Origin of the sequence: Actinoplanes sp. NBRC 103695 (assembly GCF_030269485.1) — a bacterium.
Classification (GTDB): domain Bacteria; phylum Actinomycetota; class Actinomycetes; order Mycobacteriales; family Micromonosporaceae; genus Actinoplanes.
The window spans coordinates 1-22,709 of record NZ_BSTL01000051.1; the positions used below are offsets into that span (position 1 = coordinate 1).

Consider the following 22,709-nt stretch of genomic DNA (forward strand, 5'->3'; position numbering starts at 1 on the left):
GTTCTTCCAGGCGCTGTCGAAGCCGGTGATGAAGGCCGTCGACTGGGTGGTCGGAAAGATCGTCGGACTCGGCAAGAAAATCTGGGCCAAGATCAAGCCCAAAGGCAAGAACAGCAAGGACGGCAAGGACGGGGCGAAGAATCCGGCCGACCGTGAGAAGGCCGCTGTCGCCGACGCCCAGAAGCTGCTCACGCCCGACGCCACCCACGCCGGGGTGCAGGGCCGCCTGCCCGGCATCGCCCGCACCCACGGCGTCCCGTCGCTCAAGCTGGTCACCGACTCGCGCAACGACTCGGGCGAGGTCGTACATGTGCAGACCGTGCGTGGCGACCAGAAGCAGATCGCCAAGCCCGACCCGGACGCCAACCCGAACACCGCGCTGCTCAAGAAGAACCACGAGATCGCGAGCATCGCCGCGAAGGAATTGGAGGCCTCCAAGGCCAAATACCCGGCGCCGGTCGTCTTCGAGGTCGACAAGGACCTGGCCAAGGACGTCAAGGAGTCGGAGAAGAAGCTCGACCTCTACTTCCGGTCGAACTCGCGCAACGCCCAGAAATACGCCAAGGCGCTGACCGGCGGCGTGCCCGACAACGAGGTCAAGGCGCTCGCCGACGAATACCACAAGGTCGGCGAGGACACGCAAGCGCTCGCCGCCAGGTTGCACACCGCGATGACCGCGCAGCCACCTCCGCTGGGCCCGCTGCTCTCGCAGGCCAAGTTCGAGCCGTTCCTGCTGAAGGCGGTGAAGAACCTGGGCGGACAGACGACCGAGGTCCTCACCTGGTTCGCCAAGATCGCCCACATCCCGGGCGCCGAGAACGTGCTCAAGGACGTCGCGACCAGCCACACCACCGTGACCGGCGCGATCGGCGAGATCCGGTACGCCGCCTGGCTGCTCGACGAGGGCGTGAAGGTCACCCTGCTGGGTGAGACCTACATCAGCGCCAAGTCGGGGAAGTCGGTCAAGGGCATCGACATCGTCGTGAATCTCGGCGAGAAGGTCATCGAGTTCAAGAACTACGAGGGCATGAAGGACAAGTTCCCGTGGGACGCGCCCAAGCCGGCGACGGTCGCCGATCCGGTGAAGCTGGCGAAGTTCGAGAAGGGCCGGCGGGAACTGCAACAGCAACGACTCAACGAGTTCGAGGCGCAGGCGGCAAGGCACCGTGAACGGTGGCCCGACGCCGTCCTCGAATTCGTCTTCAAGGCTCCGCTCACCGACGTTCCGGCGGAGCTGACCGCCATCGCCGCGAAGTACGGCACGGTCAAGGAAGCGCCTTTCTGATGCCCGCCCGCACGTGACAGGATGCCAGCATGGACGAGAAGATCCGGTTCATCGGCCTGGCCTATGACGACGACCGCGACGAGTCCACCGCGGCCGACCAGCAGCGCCTCGCCGACGTCCTGCGGGGGCAGGGCTTCGCGTCCGCGCCCGCCGACGTCGGGCCGTCGCTGGAGGTGTGGTTGCCCGACCCGTCGAGCTTTCTGGCCTCGGTCCGCGTGGGTGACACCTGGATGCTCCAGATCGCCGTCGACGAGACCCGGCTCGACGAGGACCTCGACGAGAACCGGGGCGCCGTCGACGCGCTGGCCCGGCTGATCGGCATCGGCACCGAGTTCGCCGGCTCGTACCTGGGGTTCGTCACCGTGGACGACGATGACGACCTGTCCTTCATGGAGGAGGACCCGCCGGTCCAGCTCGAGCAGCCGCTCGCGGCGGTCTATCTGGGACGCCGCTACCTGAGCGACTGGCCGGACGAGCCGGACTGGGCCGCGAACCCGAAAGCGCGCTGGGAGCTCCCGGACGGGGTCCTGCTGGTGCCGGCCGCCTCCCCGCTCGAGGTCACCCGGTCCTAGCTCCGGTGTGAATCTGCGCCATACAGGCGTCGAAGGATTTCCATCCGTCTCCGTGAGCGTTAGCATCCCCGCTGTGAAGATGCTGAAACTGCTCTCTCCCCTGGTCATCGCCGGTGTCGTCGCCGCGGCGGGCACACCCGCGCAGGCCGCCCCGCCGACCGTGCCGGACGGCCTCCGCCAGGTCCAGGTCCGGCAGTCGCTGCTCGGCACCCACACCTGGTACCAGCAGCTCTACCAGGGCATCCCGGTGCTCGGCGGCTACTACGCGACGCACACCGCGGCGGCTGCGAAGCCGACCGTGACCGACGGCCGCAAGCAGGTCACCGGCCTGGCCAGGACGTCCGCCGGCATCACCGGTGACCGGGCGAAGTCGGCAGTGGCGGGTCGCCTCAAGCGGCAGCCGCAGGGCGCGCAGCTGATGGTCGTGCCGGGCAGCCCGGCGAAGCTGGCCTGGGTGACGCTGACCGCGTCGCCGGGCGGCACCGTGCGGTCGGTTCTGGACGCGAGCTCCGGGGCGCTGCTCAAGGAGGAGCGCACGATCCAGGAGGCGGACGGCAGGGGGCAGGTCTTCGACCCCAACCCGGTGGTGAAGCTGCAGGACGAGTCGCTGACCGATGAGGACGACGCGGCGAGCGCGATCCCGGCGGCGGCCTACCGGACGGTCAAGCTGACCAACCTGGACGACGGCAAGGACACGCTGCAGGGCGAGTACGCCAACAACATCAGCGACAACGCGGTCACCTCGCCGAAGCGGGTCTACAAGTTCGACCGGGAGAACGACCACTTCGAAGAGGTCAACACCTACTACAGCCTGACCGAGGCGCAGAAGTACATCCACCGGCTCGGCTTCACCGACGTCAACAACGAGCCGCAGGACTTCCGGACCACCGGGTTCGAGGACGACAACTCGTACTACGACGACTCGGACGACTCGATCACGTTCGGCACCGGCGGCGTGGACGACGCCGAGGACAACGAGGTGATCTGGCACGAGTACGGCCACGCGATCCAGGCCGACCAGGTGCCCGACTACGGCCTGTCCGAGGAGGCCGGCGCGATCGGCGAGGGCTTCGGCGACTACTTCGCGGTCACGATGACCCAGGCGACCAGCCCGGACACCGCGGTGACGCCGTGGGCCTGCGTGATGGACTGGGACGCCACGTCGTACACGTCGGACGAGCCGCATTGCCTGCGCCGCACCGACGGCACCAAGGTCTACCCGGAGGACCTGGACGGCGAGGTCCACGACGACGGCGAGATCTGGTCGCGCGCGCTGTGGGACATCAACAAGTCGCTGGGCCGGCGTAACGCCAACCGCGTGATCCTGGAGGCGCACTTCCTGTTCGCCCCGGACACCGACATGCCGGCCGCGGCGACCCACACCGTGGCCACCGCCCGCACGCTGCTCGGCAAGGGCGCCGAGGCCAAGGTCAAGGCCGCCTTCGTGGACCGCGGCATTCTCTGATCGAGCTCGACCTCTAACCGCCGAAGGCGAGGGCCGGGCTGGGAACGGGGAAGTCCGGGTAGCCGCTGTCGCGCGCAGCCGCACGCAGGGTGCGCGCGACGGCGGTGACCACCCGGGACTCGATCGCGCTGCCCACGTGGTCGGCGGGGTCGGTCGGGTCGTTGGCGATGCCGGCCGCGGCGACCGCGGGCGTGAAGCCGACGAACGTCTCGGTGGTGTTGTCCTCGGTGCTGCCGGTCTTCCCGGCCACCGGTTTCCCGCCGAAGATGCCCGCCACCTGCTGCGCCGTCCCGCCGTCGCAGTTCTGATAGGCGCTCTGCTCCCCGACCGGGCACCTGGCCGCGTCCGCCGCCGCGTGGGCGATGTCCGGCGGCAGCGCTTGGCGGCAGCGCGAAGCGACCGCCGTCCCGTTGATCGACAACACCGGCGTGGGCGCACAGTAGACCCCGCCGGCCCCGATCGTCGCGTACGCCGAGGCGAGCTCCAGCGGCGTCGTGTCGACCACGCCCAGCGTGAACGACCCCCAGCCGGACGTGTCCCCGGCGGCCATCCGCGCGTCGGCCGGCGCGCTGAAGCTGATCCCCAGGTTCTTCGCCTCGTCCACCGCCGCCGACGGCCCGACCTGCTCCTCGAGGTGCACGAAGTAGGTGTTCACCGACCGGCCGAACGCGTCCCACATGGTCCGCTGCCCGTCCATCCAGGCCGGGTTGTCGTTGCCGGGACAATAGCGACCGTCGCAGTTGCCGGGCCCGTCGTCCGGCCAGTGCGTCCTCAGCTTGGCCGGCGCGTCGAAGCCGGTGTTGAGCGGCATCCCGGCCCTCAGCGCGGCCAGCATCGTGAACAGCTTGAACGTCGAGCCGGAGGGATAGCCCGCCACATTGCTGACCAGTGGATCGACCGTCTCACCCGGCGCGGTGCCGTAATGCCGGTTCACGGCCAGCGCGAGCACGTGCCCGGTCCCCGGCTGCACGACAGCGATCGGCAGCGCTTTCCGGTTCTTGTCCGAATAGACCGACCGCGCCGCTTTCCCCGCGGCGGACTGCACCTCCGGAGAGAGCGTCGTGACGATCGTGTAGCCACCGGTCCGCAGCGCGTGGTCCCCGCCCAGTCCCGGCTGGGCGTCCCACCACCGCTGCACGTAGTCGCAGAAGAAGTCACGGCAGCCGCTCGCTGTGGTCGTACCCGTGAAGTGCAGTTTCTCGGAGGCCGCGGCAGACTGCTGGGCCGCGCTGATCGCGCCGGTCCGGGCCATCGCGTCAAGGACATAGAGCTGACGGGTACGCGCCTGAGCACGGTCCCCGCTGACCGGATTGTCCGAGTCCGGCGACTGGACGACGCCCGCGACCAGTGCCGCCTGGGCCAGGTCGAGCCGCCCGGGCGACACCCCGAAGAAGCGCCGGGCGGCCGCGTCGATCCCGTAGGCGCCGTCGCCGAAGTACGCGATGTTCAGATAGTTGTCGAGGATCCGCTGCTTGCTGAGGCGCCGTTCGAGCTCGACCGCGTACTCCGCCTCGCGGATCTTGCGGGCCGGGGTGTCGGCGGTCGCTTCGGCTCGGGCGGCGGGCGTGGCGTGCGGGTCCTCCTTGAGCGCGTTGCGCACCAGTTGCATGGTCAGCGTCGACGCGCCCTGCCCGGCATGCCCGGACCCGGCGTCGGCGACCAGCGCCCGCAGCACGCCCCGCGGGTCGACGCCGCCGTGCTCGTAGAACCGGGTGTCCTCGGCCGCCACGATCGCCTGCCGCATGACCGGCGCGATCGCGGTCAGGGCGACGTCGTGCCGGTCCTCGTCGTAGAACGTGGCGATCTGCGTCTTCCCGTCCGCGGCGTACACCCGGGTGACCTGGTCGGTGACCGGGTCGAGCACCTGCGCCGGCAGCTCCGGCCGGCGCGTCCTCGTGACCGCGCGGGCCGCGAGACCGGTGGGTACGGCCACCGCCACGGCCAGCGCGGTCACGAACAGAAGGACACCACCGAGCCGGGCCAGAACACGCATGAAACCATTCGGTACACCCGAAAACTGAGATCCAGCTGTCAGTTGACGGGCGAGATCATGCCGCCGCTGATCGTCAGGTCGGCAGCATCCCCCGATGATTCTGCTCAGCGGGCCGTTATCGGAAGAGTGAGCCGCATCATCGGGTCCGGAACCGGCCTGCCGAAATGGTAGCCCTGGGCCAGCCGGTAGCCGAGGCGGTACAGCTCGTCGGCCTGCTCGGCGGTCTCGACGCCCTCGGCGACCGTGGTCAGGCCCAGCCCGTTGCCGATGTCGATCAGGGACGTCGCGATGACCGCGTGCCGGCCCGACGCGGTGATGTTGTCGATGAACGACTTGTCGACCTTGAGGATGTCCACCGGCACCGACTGCAGCAGGCCCAGCGAGGAGTGGCCGGTGCCGAAGTCGTCCAGCGCGATACGGACGCCCAGCGCCCGGATCTGGTGCAGCGCCTCCAGCGCCCGGCCGCCCTCGAAGACGGCCGTCTCGGTGACCTCGATCGCCAGCGCCGAGGCGGGCAGCCCGCTCGCGGCCAGCGCCTCCCGGACCAGGTCGACGAAGCCCTGCTGGCCGAGCTGGCGGGCGGAGGCGTTCACGCTGACGCGTTCGGGCGCGCGGTCGCCGTACTCGTCCCGCCAGGCCGCGGCCTGGAAGCAGGCCGACCGCAGGATCCACGCGCCCAGCTCGACGATCAGGCCGTTGCGCTCGGCCACCGGGATGAAGTCGACCGGGCCGACCAGGCCACGCTCCGGGTGCTGCCAGCGCACCAGCGTCTCCACCGCGACCATCCGGCCCTCCGGCAGTGTCACGATCGGCTGGAAGAACAGCCGGAACTGCTGGGCGTCCAGGGCCGCCCGCAGTTCCGCCCCGAGCTGGGCCTCCGCGCTCGCCCGCTCGTCCAGACCGGGGTCGTACTCGCGGTGCCGCACGCCCTGCTTCTTGGCGGCGTACATCGCGATGTCGGCGCGGCGCAGCACCTCGAACGGGTCGTCCAGGCCGGTGCCGTCCGCGCTGCCGATGCTCGCCGAGATCAGCAGCTCGTGCTCGCCCACCCGGATCGCCTCGTGCAGCGTCCCGGTCAGCCGTTCCACCACGACGGGCAGGTCGCCGGGGCGGGCGTTCGGCAGCAGCACGGCGAACTCGTCCCCGCCCATCCGCGCGACCAGGCTGTCCGGGTGCACCGCGTTGCGCAGGCGCTCGGCCAGGACGATCAGCAGCCCGTCGCCGACCGCGTGGCCGAGGTCGTCGTTGACCTCCTTGAAGCCGTTCAGGTCGAGCAGCAGCACGTGCGGCCGCTTGGTGGGTACCAGGACGGCTCGCACCTCCTGCTCGAAGCGGCGGCGGTTGGCCAGGCTGGTCAGGTCGTCCCGCATGGCCAGGTCGGCGAGCTGCAGGGACTGCCGCTGCACCATCGCGACGGAACCGGACAGACGTACCAGGACCAGGAGGAACAGCACGATGCCGCAGGCGCCGATGGCGTAGCGCCGGCTCGCGTCCACGGTCGGCAGGAACAGCAGGCCCGGCGCGAACAACGACGTGCAGGCCAGCAGCACGAGGCGTCGCCGGGTCATCCGGCCCTCCGGACGGCCCTCGCCCCGGGCACTCATCGAGGGGTGCAGCGCGGCGGCCGCCCAGAAGAGGTACGAGAACAGGAAGGCGGCGTCGAGGACAGCCGAGTTGCCGTCGGAGTAGAGCGACAGCACCGCGAAGCTGATGTCGGACGCGAGCAGCAGCAGCACGCCCACCCCGAGCAGGCGCGAGCTGGGCGACCCCTTCCGCCCGTCGGTGAACAGCCCTGCGAGCAGGAAGAGCAGCATGGCGTCGCCGGCCGGATAGGCGACCCCGATCAGCCGCTCCAGCAGCGAGGCGTCCGAGTCCACCGCGATCGGCTGGATCACGAAGATCCACAGCACCAGCCCGAGGCTCGTCCCCACGATCGCGGCGTCGATGAAGCCCGACCCGATCCGCCGCGCACGCAGCAGGGTCAACAGACCAACGACCATCATCGGGTACGCCGAGAGGTAGAACGCGTCGGCGATCGAGGGGTACGGCTCCTGCTGCAGCACGTACTCGTAGAACTCGTAGACCAGGTCGCCGATCACCCAGACGAACTGTCCCGCGGCGAACCAGAGCCACATCGCCGCACGCGGCGGCCGATGGATCCGCACGCCGGCCAGGATCGCGGCCACCGAGGCCAGCCCGATCACGTTGTAGGCGATGTCCTGCGGCAGTCCTTCCGGCAGCAGGCGCCACCCGGCCAGGGCGAGCACACCCGCCACCAGCCAGCCCAACCAGATCCGCCCAGAACGCACAACCGTGCTATCGGCTGCCCTCCCCCGAACCTGAGAGAGCGACGGGCACACCGAGCAGATCGAGCAATTCCCGACGTAACTCCCCGAAACCGGGCATGTCCTGCGCCCGCGGGTAGGCCAGCGGGACCGCCACCTCGGCGGCGATCCGCCCGCCGTCCAGCACCAGCGCCCGGTCGGCGAGTAGCAGCGCCTCGTCGACGTCGTGCGTGACCAGCAGGGCGGCGAACCCGTGCCGGGACCGCAACCGGCCGAAGAGCTCCTGCATCCGCAGCCGGGTGAGGGCGTCCAGCGCCCCGAACGGCTCGTCCAGCAGCAGGACCTCCGGCTCCCGGGCCAGCGCCCGGGCGAACGCGACCCGCTGCAACTGGCCGCCGGACAGCTCGGCCGGCCAGGCCCGCGCCCGGTCCGCGAGACCGACCTCCGCCAGGGCGGCCCGGCAGCGTTCCCGGGCGTTCGGCACGCCCAGGCCGACGTTGTCGATGACCCGCTTCCACGGGAGCAGGCGGTGCTCCTGGAAGACGACCGCGTGTCTGGGCGGGACGGTGAACTCGCCGGTGGCGTCCGGGTCGAGGCCGGCCAGGATACGCAGCAGCGTGCTCTTGCCGGAGCCGCTGCCGCCGAGCAGGGCGACCACCTCGCCGTCACCCACGGTCAGGTCGACGCCGTCCAGCACGCGGACCGCCCCGAAGGACCGCCGGACCCCGTTCGCCCTCATGTCGCCTTCAACCCCTGCCGCCATGCGAGCGCCCTGCGTTCCAGCACTCGCAGCAACACGTCGGAGAGCAGCCCGAGCGTCGCGTACACGAAAAGGCCCAGCACCACGACGTCGGTCTGGCTGAACTCCCGGGCCTCCATCATCAGGAAGCCGATGCCGTTCTGGGTGTTGGTCTGCTCGCCCACCACCAGGCTCAGCCAGGCTGCGCCGATCGCCAGCCGCAGCCCGAGGAAGAGCGAGGGCAGCGCGCCCGGCAGCACCACGTGCCGGATCCGCGCCCAGGTGCCCAGCCCGCAGGTCTTGGCCGCCTCGACCAGCCGCTCGTCGATGTCCCGGATGCCGGCGTACACGTTGAAGTAGAGCGGGAAGAACGTCCCCAGGGCGACCAGCGTGATCTTCATCGACTCGCCGATGCCGACCCAGATGATCAGCAGCGGCACCAGCGCGAGGTGCGGCAGCATCCGGGCCATCTGCACCGGCGGGTCGATCGCGTCGTCGCCGAGCCGCAGCAGGCCGGCCGCGGCGCCCAGCACCAGCGCGAGGACGCCGCCGATGAGCAACCCGATCGCCGCCCGGCTGAGCGAGTTGAGCAGGTGGTCGCCGAGCGTGCCGTCCCTGGCCAGGCGCCACCCGGTGGCCAGCACGGCGCTCGGCGCGGGCAGCTTGTCCTCGGCGATGAGCCCGGCCCGCGCGGCGGCCTCCCACAGCGCCAGGATCAGCACCGGGCTGACCACGCGCTGCCAGCGCACCCGCCGCTTCCTCGGGACCTTCTGGTCGTGCGCCACCTCGACGTCCGGAGCGACGAGCAGGCTGCTCACCGGCTCGTCCCGCCGAACCGCGAGTCGATCAGGGACTTCACGTCGACCTTGACCGGGATCAGCTTCAGCTCGGTGAAGCCGTCGGCGATGCCCTGCAGCTCGTCGCCGATCTCCGGCGTCAGCGGCGCCACCGGCTGCGCCGCACGGGCCAGGGCCCGCTTGGTGGTCGGCTCGTCGATCTTCAGCTCGGGGGCGAGGACCTTGGCGCGCTCGTCCGGGTTGGCGATGCCCCAGGCCGTCGTCTTCTCGTACGCCGCAAGGAAGCTCTTGATCTGGTCGGTCTTAGCCTCCGCCGCGTCCTTGGACACCAGGATGTACTCCCGGTTGTTGGCCACGCCCGTCGCGTCGGCCAGGACCTGCACGTCCGGCCGCTCGGCGAGCGCGAAGTACGGATCCCAGATGATCCACGCGTCGACCTGGTCGTTGTCGAACGCCGGCCGCCCCTCGGCGGGCTTGAGGTACTTCACGTTGACGTCGGCGAGCGTCAGCTTGTTGGCCTCGAGCAGCCGCACCAGCAGCCAGTGCACGTTCGAGCCCTTGTTCAGCGCGATCGTCCTGCCCTTGAGGTCGGCGAAGGTCTTGAAGCCGCGGCTCTTCTTCACCAGCACGGCCTCGCTCCGCGGCGACGGCGCGCCGGCCGCGGCGACCACGAACTCCGTCTTGGCGGCGGCGGCGAAGATCGGCGGCGCCTCACCGGTCTGCCCGAGGTCGATGGCGCCGGCCTTGATCGCCTCGGTGAGAGCGGGCCCGCTCTCGAACAGCGACCACTCCACTCCCGGGACGTCGCCGCGCGCCTTCACCAGGCTGAGCCCGCCGAAGCGCTGGTAGCCGATCCGCAGCACCCCGCCGGCTTGTTCTTCTTGATCGCCGCAAGCAGTCAGCGCGGCCGTTGCGGCGAGGACGAAGGCGGTGACGAAGGCGGTGGCACGGCGCATGAGCCATAGTCTATATAGTCAGTAGGCAATATGGGCAATGCCTCTTCTCGCGCTACCGTGATCACGTGACTTCACGACCGCTGCGGAAGCTGGGCTTCCTCACCATCGGGCTGTTCGACGAGGACGACCCCCGGGCCGGGCACGAGGCGACGCTGGAGCTGATCAAGCTCGGCGAGGACCTCGGCTTCGACAGCGCCTGGCTGCGCCACCGCCACCTGCAGTACGGCATCTCGTCCCCCGTGGCGGTGCTCGGCGCGGCGTCCCAGCGCACCAGCCGCATCGAGCTCGGCACCGCGGTCATCCCGCTGGGCTGGGAGAACCCGCTGCGCCTCGCCGAGGACCTCGCCACCGTCGATGTCCTGTCCGGCGGCCGGATCAACCCCGGCGTGAGCGTCGGCCCGCCGATGCGCTGGGACGACATCAAGGACGCCCTCTACCCGGACACTTCCGCTTCCGAAGACTTCTCCTACCGCCGGGTGGAGAGACTTCTTTCCTGGGTACGCGGTGAGCGAGCCACCGACTTCCGCGGCCGCGTCGGCTTCGAGGACTTCAGCGACCGCGTCCAGCCGCACTCCCCAGGCCTGGGCGACCGCATGTGGTACGGCGGCGCCAGCCTCCGCTCAGCCACCTGGGCCGGCGAGCACGGCATGAACTTCCTGACCAGCAGCGTGGTCAAGGCCGAGGAGTCGGAGGACTTCGCGCAGATCCAGCTGTCCCACATCCGGGCCTTCCGCGCCGCCCACCCGCTGGGCGAGCAGGCCCGGGTCTCACAGGGCCTGGTCGTCATCCCGACCGACAGCGCGACCCCCGACCAGGAGAAGCGCTACCGCGAGTACGCGGCCACCCGGCTGCCCCGCACCGAGACCCCGCAGGGCCCGGCGCGCATGATGTTCGCCCCCGACATCGTGGGCCCGGCAGCCGAGATCGCCGAACGCCTCAACGCCCACGCCGCCTTCCGCGAGGTGGACGAGGTCGCCTTCGCCCTGCCGTTCACCTTCCGCCCCGACGACTACATCCAGATCCTCACCGACATGGCCACCCTGCTCGGGCCCGCCCTCGGCCGCCCCGATCAGGCAGCGGCGGGGTAGAAGTCCCGGGCGAATGCCAGTGATCGACCGTACTCAGGACAGGACGGGTTGCTGGGCCCGCAGGAAGTCGTCGATCAGCTCGGCGGGCATCGGCCGGCCGAAGTAGAAGCCCTGCATCAGCGAGCAGCCCCACCCGCGAAGGCGGTCGAGCTGCTCGGCCGTCTCCACGCCCTCCGCCACCACCTGCAGGCCGAGCACCTGGGTCAGGTTGAGGAGCATCTCGATGATCGCCTCGTCCTCCCGGTCGTGGCCGATGCCGGCGACGAACGACCGGTCGATCTTCAGCGCCTCGACCGGGAACCGGCGCAGGTAGGTCAGCGAGGAGTAGCCGGTCCCGAAGTCGTCGAGCGCGAGGTGCACGCCGAGCGCGGCGATCGCCCGGAGCGTCTCCGCGGCCGCGAGCGTGTCCGCCATCAGGGTCGTCTCGGTGATCTCCAGCGACAGCGCACACGCTTCGAGGCCGGTCTCGGCGAGGACCGTGGTGACCGTCGAGACGAACGCCGGGTCGGCCAGCTGCGCGCTCGCCACGTTCACGGCCACGGCCGGACCCGCACCGTCCCGCCGCCAGCGCACCGCCTCGGCACAGGCCCGGGCCAGGATCTCGGCGCCGAGGGGGACGATCAGGCCGGTCTCCTGGGCCAGCTCGATGAACTCGTTCGGCCCGAGCAGGCCACGGGTGGGGTGCTGCCAGCGGGCGAGCGCCTCGAAGCCGACGACCGTGGCGGTGACGCCGTCGACGATCGGCTGGAAGTACGGGCGGATCTGCCCGTCGTCGATCGCGTGCCGCAGCTCCTCCCGGGTCCGCAGCCGAAGCTCGACTGCCGTCCGCAGCGCCTCGTTGAAGATCTCCACCCGGCCACGGCCACGCTGCTTCGCCTGGTACATGGCCACATCGGCGTCGCGTACCAGATTTTCCGCGGTCTGGTCCGAGGACGTTTCCGCGTACGCGATCCCGACACTCGCACCGACCGTGACCTCTCGCGCGGAGGCGCCCTCCCCCGTCATGATCGGCCGGCTCAACTCCGCCATCACCAGCTCCGCCGTCTCCACCGCGGCGTCCGGCAGGGCGAAGCCCGCGCAGATCACCAGGAACTCGTCACCGGCCAGCCGGGCCACCGTGTCCACGCTGCGCGAGATCGCGGTCAGCCGGCCGGCGATCTCGATGAGCACCTCGTCGCCGATGTGGTGGCCGAGCGAGTCGTTGATCGGCTTGAACCTGTCCAGGTCGATGAAGAGAACGGCGGTCCGGGCGCCGTCCTCCCGGCCTCGCGCCAGCGCCTGATCCAGCCGGTCGAGCACCAGGGCCCGGTTCGGCAGACCGGTCAGCGTGTCGTGGGTGGCCTGCTGCGCGAGCCGGTTCGTGGCGGCCTCGGTGCCGGCCACCGTCTCGTTGAGCGCCCGCGCCACGAAGCTCAGCTCGTCCCGGGTGTCCACCGCGACCCGCCGGGTCAGATCGCCGGCCGCGACCGCGTGCAACGTCGCCACGATCCGCCGGATCGGCCACGCCACCGACAGATAGAAACCCACGAAGAGGTACGCGGCCAGCAGCGCCGCCAGGCCGGTGGCCAGTTCGACCCGGTCGGCCCGGCCCGAGAAACCGTCGATCCGGACAGTCAGGAGCTTGTCCAGCGACGCCGCGGCCTGGGCGGCGAAGTCAACGGCAGCGGCCCGCACCGCGTCGGAGGCGTGCGCCGGTACCCCGTCCGGCCGGCGGTCCTTGACGGCCGCCGCCAGGGTGGCGGTCAACGTGGCGAGCGCGCCGTCCAGGCGGTGGAAACTGTCCCGGGTCCGGGCGCGTACGCCAGGGTCGGCGGTGAGGGCGGTGAGGGTCCCGACCGCCCGCGCGATGGTGGCCCGGGTACTCGACAGGACTCCGTTGGTGAGCCCGATGTCGATCAGCGCGTCCGTCCGGGTGGCGGCCGGCGCCGACGCGGCCAGGACTGCCAGATCCGCGCCACGTCCGGCGCTGTCCAGCACCACGGGCAGCCGGAACTGCAGCGTGTCCATCAGGTAGTAGCTGTCCAGGTCCGGATCGAGGGTCAGGTTCGAGGTGTCGCCGACGCGAACGATCAGATCGAGGACCGCCTGCATCGCCGCGTTGTAGGCCGCGTACCGCACGCTGCCCGAGCCGGTCGTCTGCCGCGCGGCGACGATCAGCAGACGGGTGGCCGCCCACGCGTCGCCGGTGCCCAGGCTCGAGGCCAGCCGCCGGTCGACGGCATCCACCGTGCCGATCTCACCGTCGATCGCCACCGCCGGGGGGCCGCCCAGGACCGCCACATGACGAGCTTGCGATACCCGGGACGCCAGGTTCACCAGCGGCGCCATGTAGGTGACGCCGTCACGCTCCTTGGCACTGAAGGCGATCTGGTCGCGCTGCAGTTCGACGTACGCCGAGGCGACGAACCCCAACGGGATCAGCAGCACCAGCCCCACCACGACGAACTTCTGCGCGTATCGCAGCCGGCCGATGAGCGCGGCGGCCGGCCCGAAGAGCAGGCCGACGGCTCGAGCGACCACGGTCCTCACTCCTCGCCGGCGCAGCAGGATGCGACTCCATCCTCATCGGCCGCCAACCGCCCGGGTTGAGCCGTTCGGCCGGGGACGGCGCTCGGCGGCCCACGCCCAGAGCGCGAACCCGACCGCGATCGCCAGCATGGTCAGCACGCCACGCGGCCAGAAGATGTGGCTGTCGAGGAACGACCAGCCGGCGCCCAGCAACACGGCCGTGCCCGCCAGGACGCCCGGTCCGTGCCACACCAGCAACGCGACGGTACCGGCCAGCACGGCGACGAGCAGGGCGTAGACACCCGCCCGGCCGACCTGGTCGGCGACGTCGTAGAGGGCGAGCACCAGCCGGCGCAGCTCGCCCTGGTCACCGGGCTGCCCCGCGATCGTGCCCGCCCCGATGCCCGCGACGGCGTCCAGACCGGTGTACCCGACCGCATAGACGGCCGCGCCCACCCACGCGACAACCGTGGCCACCCCCGCCACATCGGCACGCGGCCGGCCGCGCAGCAGCACCACGAAGCCGAGACCCAGCAGCGGAAAGACCGGCAGCAGCATGACGTGCAGCCGAACCCAGTCATCGGCGGAAGCGGCCGACAGCCCGCCGGGGTGCAGGAGCCCGGCGGCCGCCAGCAGCAGCGGACCCGTCGTCACGAGCAGCAGGATCCTGGTCAGACGCATCCGGCGATGCTAGCCACGCGACCGCCCGATCCGTCCGCTCCGCACAGCTTGTCAGCGCTTCGTAAGACTCGGGCCGTCAGACGCCCATCGGCAGGCCGACCAGGTGGACCAGCTGGAACGGGTGGCTGATCGGGCACACCGGGAAGGATGCGAACGAGACGGTCGCGGGGCTGCCGGCGATGATCTACATCGGTGAGGGTCGCTCGCCGGGGCGACAGGGCTCGGGCTATCGTTCCGGCGTGGACGACAGCAAGGTGGGGCCCGCCGGGATCGATGTCAGCGTGGCTCACCCCGCGCGGCGGTACAACTACTGGCTCGGCGGCAAGGACAACTTCGCCGCGGACCGGGCGTCCGGCGATGAGCTGCAGCGCCTGTTCCCGAAGGTTCGGCTCGGCGCGCTGGCCAACCGCGCGCAGCTGCGACGGGCCACCCAGTTCGTGGCCGAGTCGGGTGTCCGGCAGTTCCTGGACATCGGCACGGGGCTGCCCACCGCGGACAACACGCACGAGGTCGCGCAGCGCGTGACACCGGATGCCCGGGTCGTCTATGTGGACAACGACCCGCTGGTCATGGTGCACGCCCGGGCGTTGCTCACCAGCACGCCGGCGGGGCGCACCGCCTACATCCAGGCGGATCTGAACGACCCGCAGTCGATCCTCGACGATCCGCAGCTGCGCGAAACCCTGGACATGTCGCAGCCGGTGGGCCTGATGCTCATCGCCGTGCTGCACTTCATCCACGGTCAGGGCGCGGCCAAGCCGATCGTGCGTACGCTGCTGGACGCCCTGCCCCGGGGCAGCTTCCTGGTCGCGACGCACGCCACCTCCGACTTCGGCACGCCGGAGCAGCAGGCGCTCTACCAGCGGCTGATCGAGGAGGGCAAGTCCGACGTGTGGACGCGGCCGCGGGACGAGTTCGCGGAGCTCTTCGAGGGACTGGAGCTCGTCGAGCCGGGCGTGGTGCCGGCCAGCGAGTGGCGTCCGGACGACGGCGAGGCGATCCCGGCGCGCTCGGACATCAACATCTGGACGGCGGTCGGCCGCAAGCCCTGACCGGGTTGATCTTGCACAGAGAGTAATCGGACCGGCGTTCAATGCCGCGACCAGCGGCGTCGCGCCGGCTGGTGCGGAAACGCGGCCCTGCCAGGATGCCTATCGACAGGCATGCGTACTCTGCGCCTCTCCGACTGTCGACGAGAGGCCTCCCAAGTGGGTGACGAGAAGTATCGGTCCCGTCACGTACGGCGCGGTGAACGGGCACGCATCAAGGTGACCACGACGTTGCTGGTCGTCATTCTGGTGGGCTTCGTCGGCGCGGGCAGCTACTACGTGTGGGACCGGTTCAGCGTCCCGGACTACAGCGGCGCCGGCAGCGGCAAGGTCCGGGTCGACGTCCCGGAGGGCTCCACCCTCACCGACATCGGCGTGGTCCTGCGCGACACGGGCGTGGTCAAGAGCGTCGTGGCGTTCACCGAGGCCGCCCAGGACAATCCGCGCGGCCAGAGCATCCAGGCCGGCTCGTTCACGATGCGCAAGGAGATGTCCGGCGCGGAGGCGGTCAAGCTGATGCTCGACCCGGCCTCACGGATCCGCGGGGGCGTCACGATCCCTGAGGGCAAGACCGCCAACCAGGTGTACGCCACGCTGGCGAAGGCCACCGACGTGCCGGTGAAGGACTTCGAGAAGGCCGGCCGGAGCCCGCTCGCTCTGGGCGTACCCGAGTCGTGGTTCGAACGTCAGGACGGCCAGAAGGTCACGTACTCGATCGAGGGCTTCCTCTTCCCGGACACCTACGAGTTCCCGCCGGACTCGAGTGCGCAGGCGATCCTCAAGGAGATGGTCAAGCACTTCCTCGCGCAGGACAAGAAGATCGGCTTCAGCAAGCAGGTGCGCTCGGAGCTCCAGATCAGTCCGTACGAGGCGCTGATCGTCGCGTCGCTGGCGCAGGCGGAGGCGGGCAACAAGGACGATCTGGGCAAGGTCGCGCGGGTCGCCTACAACCGGATCTACAGCGGCGACTTCCCGTGCAACTGCCTCGAGTTCGACGTCGGGATCAACTACTACTACCAGCTCACCGGCAAGCCGACGAAACCGTCGAAGAAGATGACCCGCGAGGAACTACGCGATCCGAAGAACCCGTACCGCCTGCACGGCAAGGCCGGCCTGACGCCGACGCCGATCAACAACCCGGGCGCCGAGGCTCTGAAGGGCGCGTCCGACCCGCCGAAGGGTTCGTGGCTGTTCTTCGTGGCGATCGACAAGCAGGGGCATTCGGCCTTCGCGACGACGGACGCCGAGCACGAGAGAAACAAGGACAAGGCTCACGAGGCCGGCATCATCTGAGCCGACGAATCATCGGTGAATCGCGACCGCCGACATATGCGTTTTCCAAGATCTTCCGGGCCGGCGGATGGGGCAGCTGTCAGGGCAGGAGTCCCAGGACGATGCGCTCCGAGGTCAGGAGGTAGTCGTGCAACAGGTCGGCGGCCCGCGCCGGGTCGCCGGCCTCGTAGGCGCGGGCGATCTCGTCATTCATCGGGACGAACGGGCGGTGCAGGGCCTCGGGCTCGGGCGCCGCGGCGAAGGCCAGGCGGAGCTCGGCGGTGAGCTGACGCATCCAGCCGTCCAGGCGGGGGCTGCCGGCCAGGGCGACGATGTGCTCGTGGAAGTGCATGTTCGCCGTGCCGACGGCGCGCCACTGGCCCGTCGCCGCGGCGGCCAGGGCCTCGTCGACTGCCTCGCGCATCAAACCCGCCTGCGGCGGGTCGGCCGGGGCCTGCCGGAGCGCGGTGCACTCCAGCAGGACCCGGACCCGGTAGATGTCGGCGATCTGCGCGGGGGTCAGCGTCGCCACGAACACGCCGCGGTGCGGCACCCGGACCAGCAGGCCCTCCTCGATGAGCGTCGAGAAGGCCTCACGCAGCGTGTTGCGGGACACGTCGAGCGGGCCGGTCCACCTGCTCTCGGACAAACGCGTCCCGGGTGCCAGCTCGCCCGAGATCATCCGGTCGCGCAGCCCGTTGACGGCCCGCGCCGCCCCGGACTCCTGCTTCTCCGGCGAAGTAAAAGGTGCGGTGCTCACGACATCCAGTCAACCAGCCGAGTCCGGGGCACCGGATCGGGGCCGTGCTCGCGTCGGCGACAATCACCTGGATGCGAGGGCGACGGGACGAGACGGGGCGCGTCGACGAGCTGATCCACGCCGCTCGCGACGGCCGGGGTGGTGCGCTGGTCCTGCTCGGCGAGGCCGGGATCGGCAAGAGCACGCTGCTGGGTCACGCGCGGTCGGCCGCCGCCGGCTTCCGGGTGGTCGAGGCCTCCGGGGCGGAGTTCGAGATCGAGCTTCCGTACGCCGGACTGCACCAGCTCTGTGTGCCTCTGACCCGGACCTTTCCCGTCGCGCCCGACCTGTTCCAGGCGGGGCTCAAAACCCTCGAGCTTCTGGTGTACGCCGCCCGCGAGCGCCCGCTGCTCTGCCTGATCGACGACGCGCACTGGCTGGACACGGCTTCGCGGAGGGCGATGGCGTTCGCGGCCCGGCGGATCGCCGCCGAGCCGATCGTGATGATCTTCGCGGCGCGGGAGCCGGGTGTGCTCGACGAGCTGCCCGGCCTGCGGGTGAGCGGTTTGACCGACGCGGAGGCGCGGGCGGTGCTGGCCGACGGCCATCGGACGCTCGACGAGCAGGTCCGCGAGCGGATCGTCGCCGAGGCGCGGGGCAACCCGCTGGCGCTGCTGGAACTGCCGTCGGCGGGCGGTTTCGGCCCGGTCGCGGACGGGCCGGCGGGCGCCGATTCGCCGGCGGGCGGGTCTGGGCCGGCCGGGGACGGTTTCGGGCCTGTCGCGGACGGGCCGGCGCGGGTCGAGCGGAGTTACCGCGACCGGCTGGCGGCTCTGCCCGACGGCGCGCGTCTGCTGCTCACCGTGGCCAGCGCCGACCCCACCGGCGATCCGGGACTGCTCTGGCCGGCGGTGCGCGGGCTGGAGGTGGACGTGCCTGCCGCGACGGCGTCCGGACTGGTCGAGTTCGGCACCCGGGTGCGGTTCTGTCATCCGCTGGCCCGCTCCGCGGTGTATCGCGCGGCGCCGGCGGCGGACCGGCGTACCGCTCATGGTGTGCTCGCCGCGGTCACCGACCCGGCGGCCGACCCGGATCGCCGGGCCTGGCACCGCGCCCAGGCCGGCACCGGCCCCGACGACGACATCGCCGCCGAGCTGGAGCGTTCCGCCGCGCGGGCCCGCACCCGTGGCGGCGTGGTCGCCGCGGCGGCCTTCCTCGAACGCGCCGCCGCGCTGTCGCTGGACCCGGTCGCCCGCGCCGAGCGGACCCTCGCGGCCGCCCAGGCCAACCTCGACGCCGGTCACACCGAGGCGGCCGAGCGGTTGCTGACGACCGTCGCCGTCGACCGGCACACCTCGCGGATGGACGACCCGGGCGGGGAACGGCAGGCCGCGCGGGTGGACGACCCGGGCGGGGAACGGCACGCCGCGCGGGTGGACCTGTTGCGTGGGCAGATCGCCTTCGCTCGGCGGGACGACACCGACGGCCCGATGCTGGTGTTGCGCGCCGCCTCACGAACCGCCGGCACGGATCCGGCGTGGTCCCGGGAACGGGTGCTCGACGCCCTCGAGATGGCTTTGGTGGCCGGGCGGGCCGACGGCGTACTCGACCTCGTCCTGGCGGCCGCTCCGGCCTCGCGTACCCCCGATGTGCTCTCCGCCTTGAAGATCTTGACCTCCGACGGGCATAGCGCCGCCGTCCCGCTGCTGCGTGCGGCGCTCGCCGAGCCGCTCTGGACGCGCCACCCCGGGCTGGCCGTCATGATCGCCTCCGAGCTGTGGGATCCGCACACCCACGCGGCGATCGTCGAGTGGCTGATCAAGGCCGGCCGCGAGTCCGGCTCCCCGCAGGTGCTGCGCCTCGGCCTGGCGCAGGAGGCGTCCCGGGCCGCCCTGGCCGGTGACCTGGACGCGGCGACGACCGCGATCGCCGAAGAGGAGGCCATCGCCGACGCCACCGGCCTTCCTCGCGTGTACTACCACCGGCTGCAGGTGGCGGCGATGCGCGGACGGCCGGACGAGGCCCTGTTCGCCGCCGCGCTGGCCGCGCCCGGCAGCCTGGTCGCCAACGTGCACTGGGCGGAAGCGGTGCTGCGCAACGGGATCGGCGACTATCCGGCCGCGCTCGCGGCGGCCCAGCGGGCGGTCTCGTGCGGCGACCTGTTCCTCGCCGGTGCGGCGCTGCCCGAGCTTGTCGAAGCGGCCGTACGCTGCGGCGCCCCCGCAACGGAGGCGTTACGGTCCCTGACCGAGCGCACCGACGCCAGCGGCACGGCCACCGGGCTGGGCGTCGCGGCGTACGCGAAAGGCCTGGTCCTCGGGGTTGAGGATCACTATCGCGAGGCGGTGGAACGGCTCGCCGAGTCGCCGCTGCTCCCCTACCGCGGCCGGGCCCACCTGCTGTACGGCGAATGGCTCCGCCGCCAGGGCCGCCGCCGCGACAGCCGCCAGCACCTGCGCACAGCCCACGAGACGCTGTCCGCGGCCGGCATCGAGGCGTTCGCCCGCCGGGCCGCCGACGAGCTGCGCGCCACCGGCGAGCGACGCGCCTCCCCGGACAGCGCTCAGCTCACCGACCAGGAACAGGCCATCGCCCGCGAGGTGGCGGCCGGCGCGACCTCCGGCGAGGTGGCGGCGCGGCTCTTCATCAGCCCCCGCACGGTCGACGCCCACCTGCGCAACATCTTCCGCAAACTGGGCGTCACGTCCCGCCGCCAGCTCCGCGATCACCCCGCGCTATCAGCTCCGCGGTGAGGGCCTCGCGGCCCGGCAACCGTCCGATGTCGACGACGCCGCAGCCGGCCGCGACGGCGCTGGCCACACCCATCGCCGAGTCCTCGACGGCCACACAGTCCGCCGGGTCGGCGTCGAGACGTTTCGCGGCGAGCAGGTAGGGCTCCGGGTCGGGCTTCATGCGCTCGACGTCGTCCCCCGTGACGACGACGTCGAACGGCTCGTCGGGCAGCGCGGCGAGCAACCCGTCCACGACCTGCCGGCAACTGCTCGTGACCAGGGCCGTCGGGAAGCCCCGGGCTCGCACCTCGCGGACCAGATCGAGCGCCCCCGGATGCCATTCCGCGCGCTTCGCGAGGCGCCGGGCCACCCGCTCCTCCAGCCAGAACACGTCACCGGTCACGTCCCCACCGGCCACGCCGAGGCGGCCGTGCACCAGGGCGACCGCTTCGGGCGTACTCATGCCTGCCAAGCCCTCGAAGGCGCCGGCCGCGGCAACCAGCTCGTGCCGCTCGGCGAGCGCGAGCAGCGCGTCCTGCCAGGCCGGGTCACTGTCGTGCAGCGTCCCGTCCAGGTCGAACAGCACCGCCCGCCACATGAGGCCAGCCTAGATCCGTACACATGCAAATATCGAGATGTATGAGAAGAGTGAATAGCCGGACCGTCTCAACCTGCGAACGCCGGGGTGTGGTCGTGGCCCAGCTCGCAGGGACTGCCCGCCGGTGAGGGCGTACGAGCAGCCCGCATGGTCCGGCTCGGTCAGGGCCAGCGCGGCGTCGGCCTCCTCGGCCGTTTCGCAGAAGACCGCCGAGATCACGGGTACGCCCGCAGCGCCCGTCAGCTCAGCGCTGCCGCCTTGCGCAACAGCACCGAGCGTTCCTGCTGGTTGGGGCACCGCCGGGCGGCCAGCTCCAGCTCGGCGCGCGCCTCCGGCAGCCGCCCGAGCCGGGTCAGCAGCTCACCGCGTACCGTCGGAACCAGATGGGAGCCGGGGAGCCGGTCCGAGGCGACCAGCTCGTCCACGATCGTCAAAGCCCGCTCCGGGCCGGACGCCATGGCCACGGCGACGGCCCGGTTGAGCTCGACCACCGGCGACGGCGCGACCCGGCCGAGCGCCTCGTAGAGCACCACGATCCGGTCCCAGTCGGTGGCCTCGACCGACGCCGCCGACGCGTGGGTGGCGGCGATCGCGGCCTGCAGCCCGTACGGGCCGAGGCCACGCGGCGACGCCTTGGCCAGCGCGGCCAGCCCCCGGTGGATCGCCGAGAAGTCCCACCGCCGCCGGTCCTGGTCCTCGAGCAGGATCGGCGAGCCGTCCGGGCCGGTCCGGGCCGGGAAACGCGCGGCGGTCAGCTCGCACAGCGCGAGCAGGCCGTGCACCTCCGGCTCGTCCGGCTGCAGCGCGGCCAGGGTACGGGCCAGCCGGATCGCCTCGTAGGCGACGGCGGGACGCAGCAGCCGGTCCCCCGACGTGGCCGTCGACCCCTCGTTGAAGATCACGTAGATGACGCTGAGCACACCGCCCAGCCGTTCCCGGCGCTCGGCGGCCGGCGGCAGCTCGAACGGCACCCCGGCCGCCGCGATCGTCTTCTTGCCCCGGGTGATGCGGGCCTGCACGGTCGGCACCGGCACCAGGAACGCCCGGGCGATCTCCTCGCTGGACAGGCCGCCGACCACGCGCAGGGTCAACGCCACCCGGGCCTCCGGGGAGAGCACCGGATGGCAGCTGACGAACATCAGCGCCAGCACGTCGTCGTCGATCCGGTCGGGGTCGATCAAGTCGTCGACCGCCGAGCCCGGTTCCGGACCGGCCGCCAGCAGGGCGTACCGGTCATGGAGGGCGACCCGGCGGCGGATCGCGTCGATCGCCCGCCGCCGGGCCGTCGCCATCAGCCAGCCGGCCGGATTGGCCGGGGAGTCACGCGGCCACGACACCAGCGCCTCGGCCACCGCCTCCTGAGCCGCGTCCTCGGCCAGCCCGAAGTCGCCGGTGAACCGGGTCAGCGCGGCGACGATCCGAGCCGACTCGATCCGCCAGACGGCCTCGACGTCGGCCGTACTCATCAGATCTGGCCGTCGATCCGCGGCGGCGCCTCGTCCTCCCCCGGCACGCGCCGGACCTCGACCTTGGAACCGGGGGCGGCCGGGACTCGCTTGGCCCACTCGACCGCCTCCTGCTTCGAGGCGACATCGATCAGGAAGAAGCCCCCGAACAACTCCTTGGTCTCCCCGTACGGTCCGTCCGTGACCACCGGGGCCTCGCCGCTGAAGTCGACCACGACGCCCGTGCCCGGGTCGTCCAGCCCCTCGGCCGCGACGTAGACGCCGGCCTTGAACAGGTCCTCGATGAACTGACGGCTGGTGGCCATCATCTCGTCGATGTTGGCCATCATGGCGGCGTTCGACTCGTCGGTGCCCCGCATGATCAGCATGTATTTCGACATCGCGTTCTCCTCGTCCGGCGGGGCCGCCTCCCGGCCCTCGCACCCCCACGTCGAACGAGCGGCCCGCGGATCGACACGGCAACTCAGAATTCTTTCGCCCGTTG

General features: G+C 71.3%; 18 protein-coding genes. 7 read left to right on the forward strand and 11 right to left on the reverse strand.

What is annotated here, in order from left to right; genetic code table 11:
- The 3 genes from QSK31_RS45630 to QSK31_RS45640 form a co-directional block, all read left to right on the forward strand.
- Positions 1–1,285, forward strand: a 1,285-nt coding sequence (locus QSK31_RS45630; protein WP_285691389.1) for a hypothetical protein, incomplete at its 5' end; no start/stop codon positions are given.
- A 29-nt stretch (positions 1,286–1,314) separates the two neighbouring features.
- Complete coding sequence (locus QSK31_RS45635) at positions 1,315–1,857, forward strand: hypothetical protein (protein ID WP_285691391.1); 543 nt, start codon at positions 1,315–1,317, stop codon at positions 1,855–1,857.
- A 79-nt stretch (positions 1,858–1,936) separates the two neighbouring features.
- Complete coding sequence (locus QSK31_RS45640) at positions 1,937–3,322, forward strand: M36 family metallopeptidase (protein WP_285691426.1); 1,386 nt, start codon at positions 1,937–1,939, stop codon at positions 3,320–3,322.
- A 13-nt stretch (positions 3,323–3,335) separates the two neighbouring features.
- Here the strand turns inward: QSK31_RS45640 and QSK31_RS45645 are convergent, their stop codons facing one another.
- From QSK31_RS45645 to QSK31_RS45665, 5 genes are all read right to left on the reverse strand, one after another.
- Complete coding sequence (locus QSK31_RS45645; RefSeq protein WP_285691392.1) at positions 3,336–5,315, reverse strand: transglycosylase domain-containing protein; 1,980 nt, start codon at positions 5,313–5,315, stop codon at positions 3,336–3,338.
- Positions 5,316–5,419: 104 nt separating this feature from the next.
- Complete coding sequence (locus QSK31_RS45650; protein ID WP_285691393.1) at positions 5,420–7,624, reverse strand: putative bifunctional diguanylate cyclase/phosphodiesterase; 2,205 nt, start codon at positions 7,622–7,624, stop codon at positions 5,420–5,422.
- 7 nt (positions 7,625–7,631) lie between these two features.
- The gene (locus tag QSK31_RS45655; RefSeq protein ID WP_285691394.1) at positions 7,632–8,339 is read right to left on the reverse strand and encodes an ABC transporter ATP-binding protein; all 708 of its coding nucleotides are present in this window, start codon (positions 8,337–8,339) and stop codon (positions 7,632–7,634) included.
- Positions 8,336–9,157 carry an ABC transporter permease gene (locus QSK31_RS45660; RefSeq protein ID WP_285691395.1) on the reverse strand — a complete coding sequence of 274 codons (822 nt, stop codon included), beginning with the start codon at positions 9,155–9,157 and terminating at the stop codon, positions 8,336–8,338. Before QSK31_RS45660 ends, QSK31_RS45655 begins: the two co-directional genes overlap by 4 nt.
- A complete protein-coding gene (locus QSK31_RS45665; RefSeq protein WP_285691396.1) occupies positions 9,154–10,092 on the reverse strand; it encodes an aliphatic sulfonate ABC transporter substrate-binding protein in 939 nt (312 codons plus the stop codon). The genes QSK31_RS45660 and QSK31_RS45665 overlap by 4 nt, the downstream gene beginning before the upstream one ends.
- Before the next feature lie 65 nt (positions 10,093–10,157).
- Between QSK31_RS45665 and QSK31_RS45670 the strand changes: the two genes are divergently transcribed.
- Positions 10,158–11,180 (forward strand): LLM class flavin-dependent oxidoreductase, encoded by a 1,023-nt coding sequence (locus QSK31_RS45670; protein WP_285691397.1) that lies wholly within the window; start codon positions 10,158–10,160, stop codon positions 11,178–11,180.
- 33 nt (positions 11,181–11,213) lie between these two features.
- Here QSK31_RS45670 and QSK31_RS45675 read toward each other — a convergent pair whose 3' ends face one another.
- Both QSK31_RS45675 and QSK31_RS45680 read right to left on the reverse strand, forming a co-directional pair.
- The gene (locus QSK31_RS45675) at positions 11,214–13,700 is read right to left on the reverse strand and encodes a putative bifunctional diguanylate cyclase/phosphodiesterase (RefSeq protein ID WP_285691398.1); all 2,487 of its coding nucleotides are present in this window, start codon (positions 13,698–13,700) and stop codon (positions 11,214–11,216) included.
- 42 nt (positions 13,701–13,742) lie between these two features.
- Positions 13,743–14,369 (reverse strand): hypothetical protein, encoded by a 627-nt coding sequence (locus QSK31_RS45680; protein ID WP_285691399.1) that lies wholly within the window; start codon positions 14,367–14,369, stop codon positions 13,743–13,745.
- 239 nt (positions 14,370–14,608) lie between these two features.
- Between QSK31_RS45680 and QSK31_RS45685 the strand changes: the two genes are divergently transcribed.
- Positions 14,609–15,421: an SAM-dependent methyltransferase gene (locus QSK31_RS45685; RefSeq protein WP_285691400.1), complete on the forward strand. Its 813-nt coding sequence runs from the start codon at positions 14,609–14,611 to the stop codon at positions 15,419–15,421.
- A 111-nt stretch (positions 15,422–15,532) separates the two neighbouring features.
- The gene (gene mltG, locus QSK31_RS45690; RefSeq protein ID WP_285691402.1) at positions 15,533–16,711 is read left to right on the forward strand and encodes an endolytic transglycosylase MltG; all 1,179 of its coding nucleotides are present in this window, start codon (positions 15,533–15,535) and stop codon (positions 16,709–16,711) included.
- Between the two features lie 79 nt (positions 16,712–16,790).
- Here the strand turns inward: mltG and QSK31_RS45695 are convergent, their stop codons facing one another.
- Positions 16,791–17,450, reverse strand: coding sequence for a GntR family transcriptional regulator (locus tag QSK31_RS45695; protein ID WP_285691403.1), 660 nt, complete (start codon positions 17,448–17,450; stop codon positions 16,791–16,793).
- Between the two features lie 71 nt (positions 17,451–17,521).
- Here QSK31_RS45695 and QSK31_RS45700 point away from each other — a divergent pair, with 71 nt between their 5' ends.
- Positions 17,522–20,182 (forward strand): LuxR C-terminal-related transcriptional regulator, encoded by a 2,661-nt coding sequence (locus tag QSK31_RS45700; protein ID WP_285691404.1) that lies wholly within the window; start codon positions 17,522–17,524, stop codon positions 20,180–20,182.
- Here QSK31_RS45700 and QSK31_RS45705 read toward each other — a convergent pair.
- The 3 genes from QSK31_RS45705 to QSK31_RS45715 all read right to left on the reverse strand — a co-directional run bounded on the left by QSK31_RS45705 (position 20,130) and on the right by QSK31_RS45715 (position 22,605).
- Positions 20,130–20,759 (reverse strand): HAD family hydrolase, encoded by a 630-nt coding sequence (locus tag QSK31_RS45705; RefSeq protein WP_285691405.1) that lies wholly within the window; start codon positions 20,757–20,759, stop codon positions 20,130–20,132. The two genes, QSK31_RS45700 and QSK31_RS45705, sit on opposite strands and share 53 nt — an antisense overlap.
- A gap of 239 nt (positions 20,760–20,998) precedes the next feature.
- A complete protein-coding gene (locus QSK31_RS45710; protein ID WP_285691406.1) occupies positions 20,999–22,225 on the reverse strand; it encodes an RNA polymerase sigma factor in 1,227 nt (408 codons plus the stop codon).
- Positions 22,225–22,605, reverse strand: a complete 381-nt coding sequence (locus tag QSK31_RS45715; RefSeq protein WP_285691407.1) for a YciI family protein — start codon at positions 22,603–22,605, stop codon at positions 22,225–22,227. Before QSK31_RS45715 ends, QSK31_RS45710 begins: the two co-directional genes overlap by 1 nt.
- Between the last annotated feature and the right edge of the window lie 104 nt (positions 22,606–22,709).

Excerpts from the sequence above, each read along its gene's own strand:
- QSK31_RS45635 (WP_285691391.1), top strand. The coding sequence starts at position 1,315 with ATGGACGAGAAGATCCGGTTCATCGGCCTGGCCTATGACGACGACCGC.
- QSK31_RS45640 (WP_285691426.1), top strand. The coding sequence starts at position 1,937 with ATGCTGAAACTGCTCTCTCCCCTGGTCATCGCCGGTGTCGTCGCCGCG.
- QSK31_RS45645 (WP_285691392.1), bottom strand. The coding sequence starts at position 5,315 with ATGCGTGTTCTGGCCCGGCTCGGTGGTGTCCTTCTGTTCGTGACCGCG.
- QSK31_RS45655 (WP_285691394.1), bottom strand. The coding sequence starts at position 8,339 with ATGAGGGCGAACGGGGTCCGGCGGTCCTTCGGGGCGGTCCGCGTGCTG.
- QSK31_RS45665 (WP_285691396.1), bottom strand. The coding sequence starts at position 10,092 with ATGCGCCGTGCCACCGCCTTCGTCACCGCCTTCGTCCTCGCCGCAACG.
- QSK31_RS45680 (WP_285691399.1), bottom strand. The coding sequence starts at position 14,369 with ATGCGTCTGACCAGGATCCTGCTGCTCGTGACGACGGGTCCGCTGCTG.
- mltG (WP_285691402.1), top strand. The coding sequence starts at position 15,533 with ATGCGTACTCTGCGCCTCTCCGACTGTCGACGAGAGGCCTCCCAAGTG.
- QSK31_RS45700 (WP_285691404.1), top strand. The coding sequence starts at position 17,522 with ATGCGAGGGCGACGGGACGAGACGGGGCGCGTCGACGAGCTGATCCAC.
- QSK31_RS45705 (WP_285691405.1), bottom strand. The coding sequence starts at position 20,759 with ATGTGGCGGGCGGTGCTGTTCGACCTGGACGGGACGCTGCACGACAGT.
- QSK31_RS45710 (WP_285691406.1), bottom strand. The coding sequence starts at position 22,225 with ATGAGTACGGCCGACGTCGAGGCCGTCTGGCGGATCGAGTCGGCTCGG.
- QSK31_RS45715 (WP_285691407.1), bottom strand. The coding sequence starts at position 22,605 with ATGTCGAAATACATGCTGATCATGCGGGGCACCGACGAGTCGAACGCC.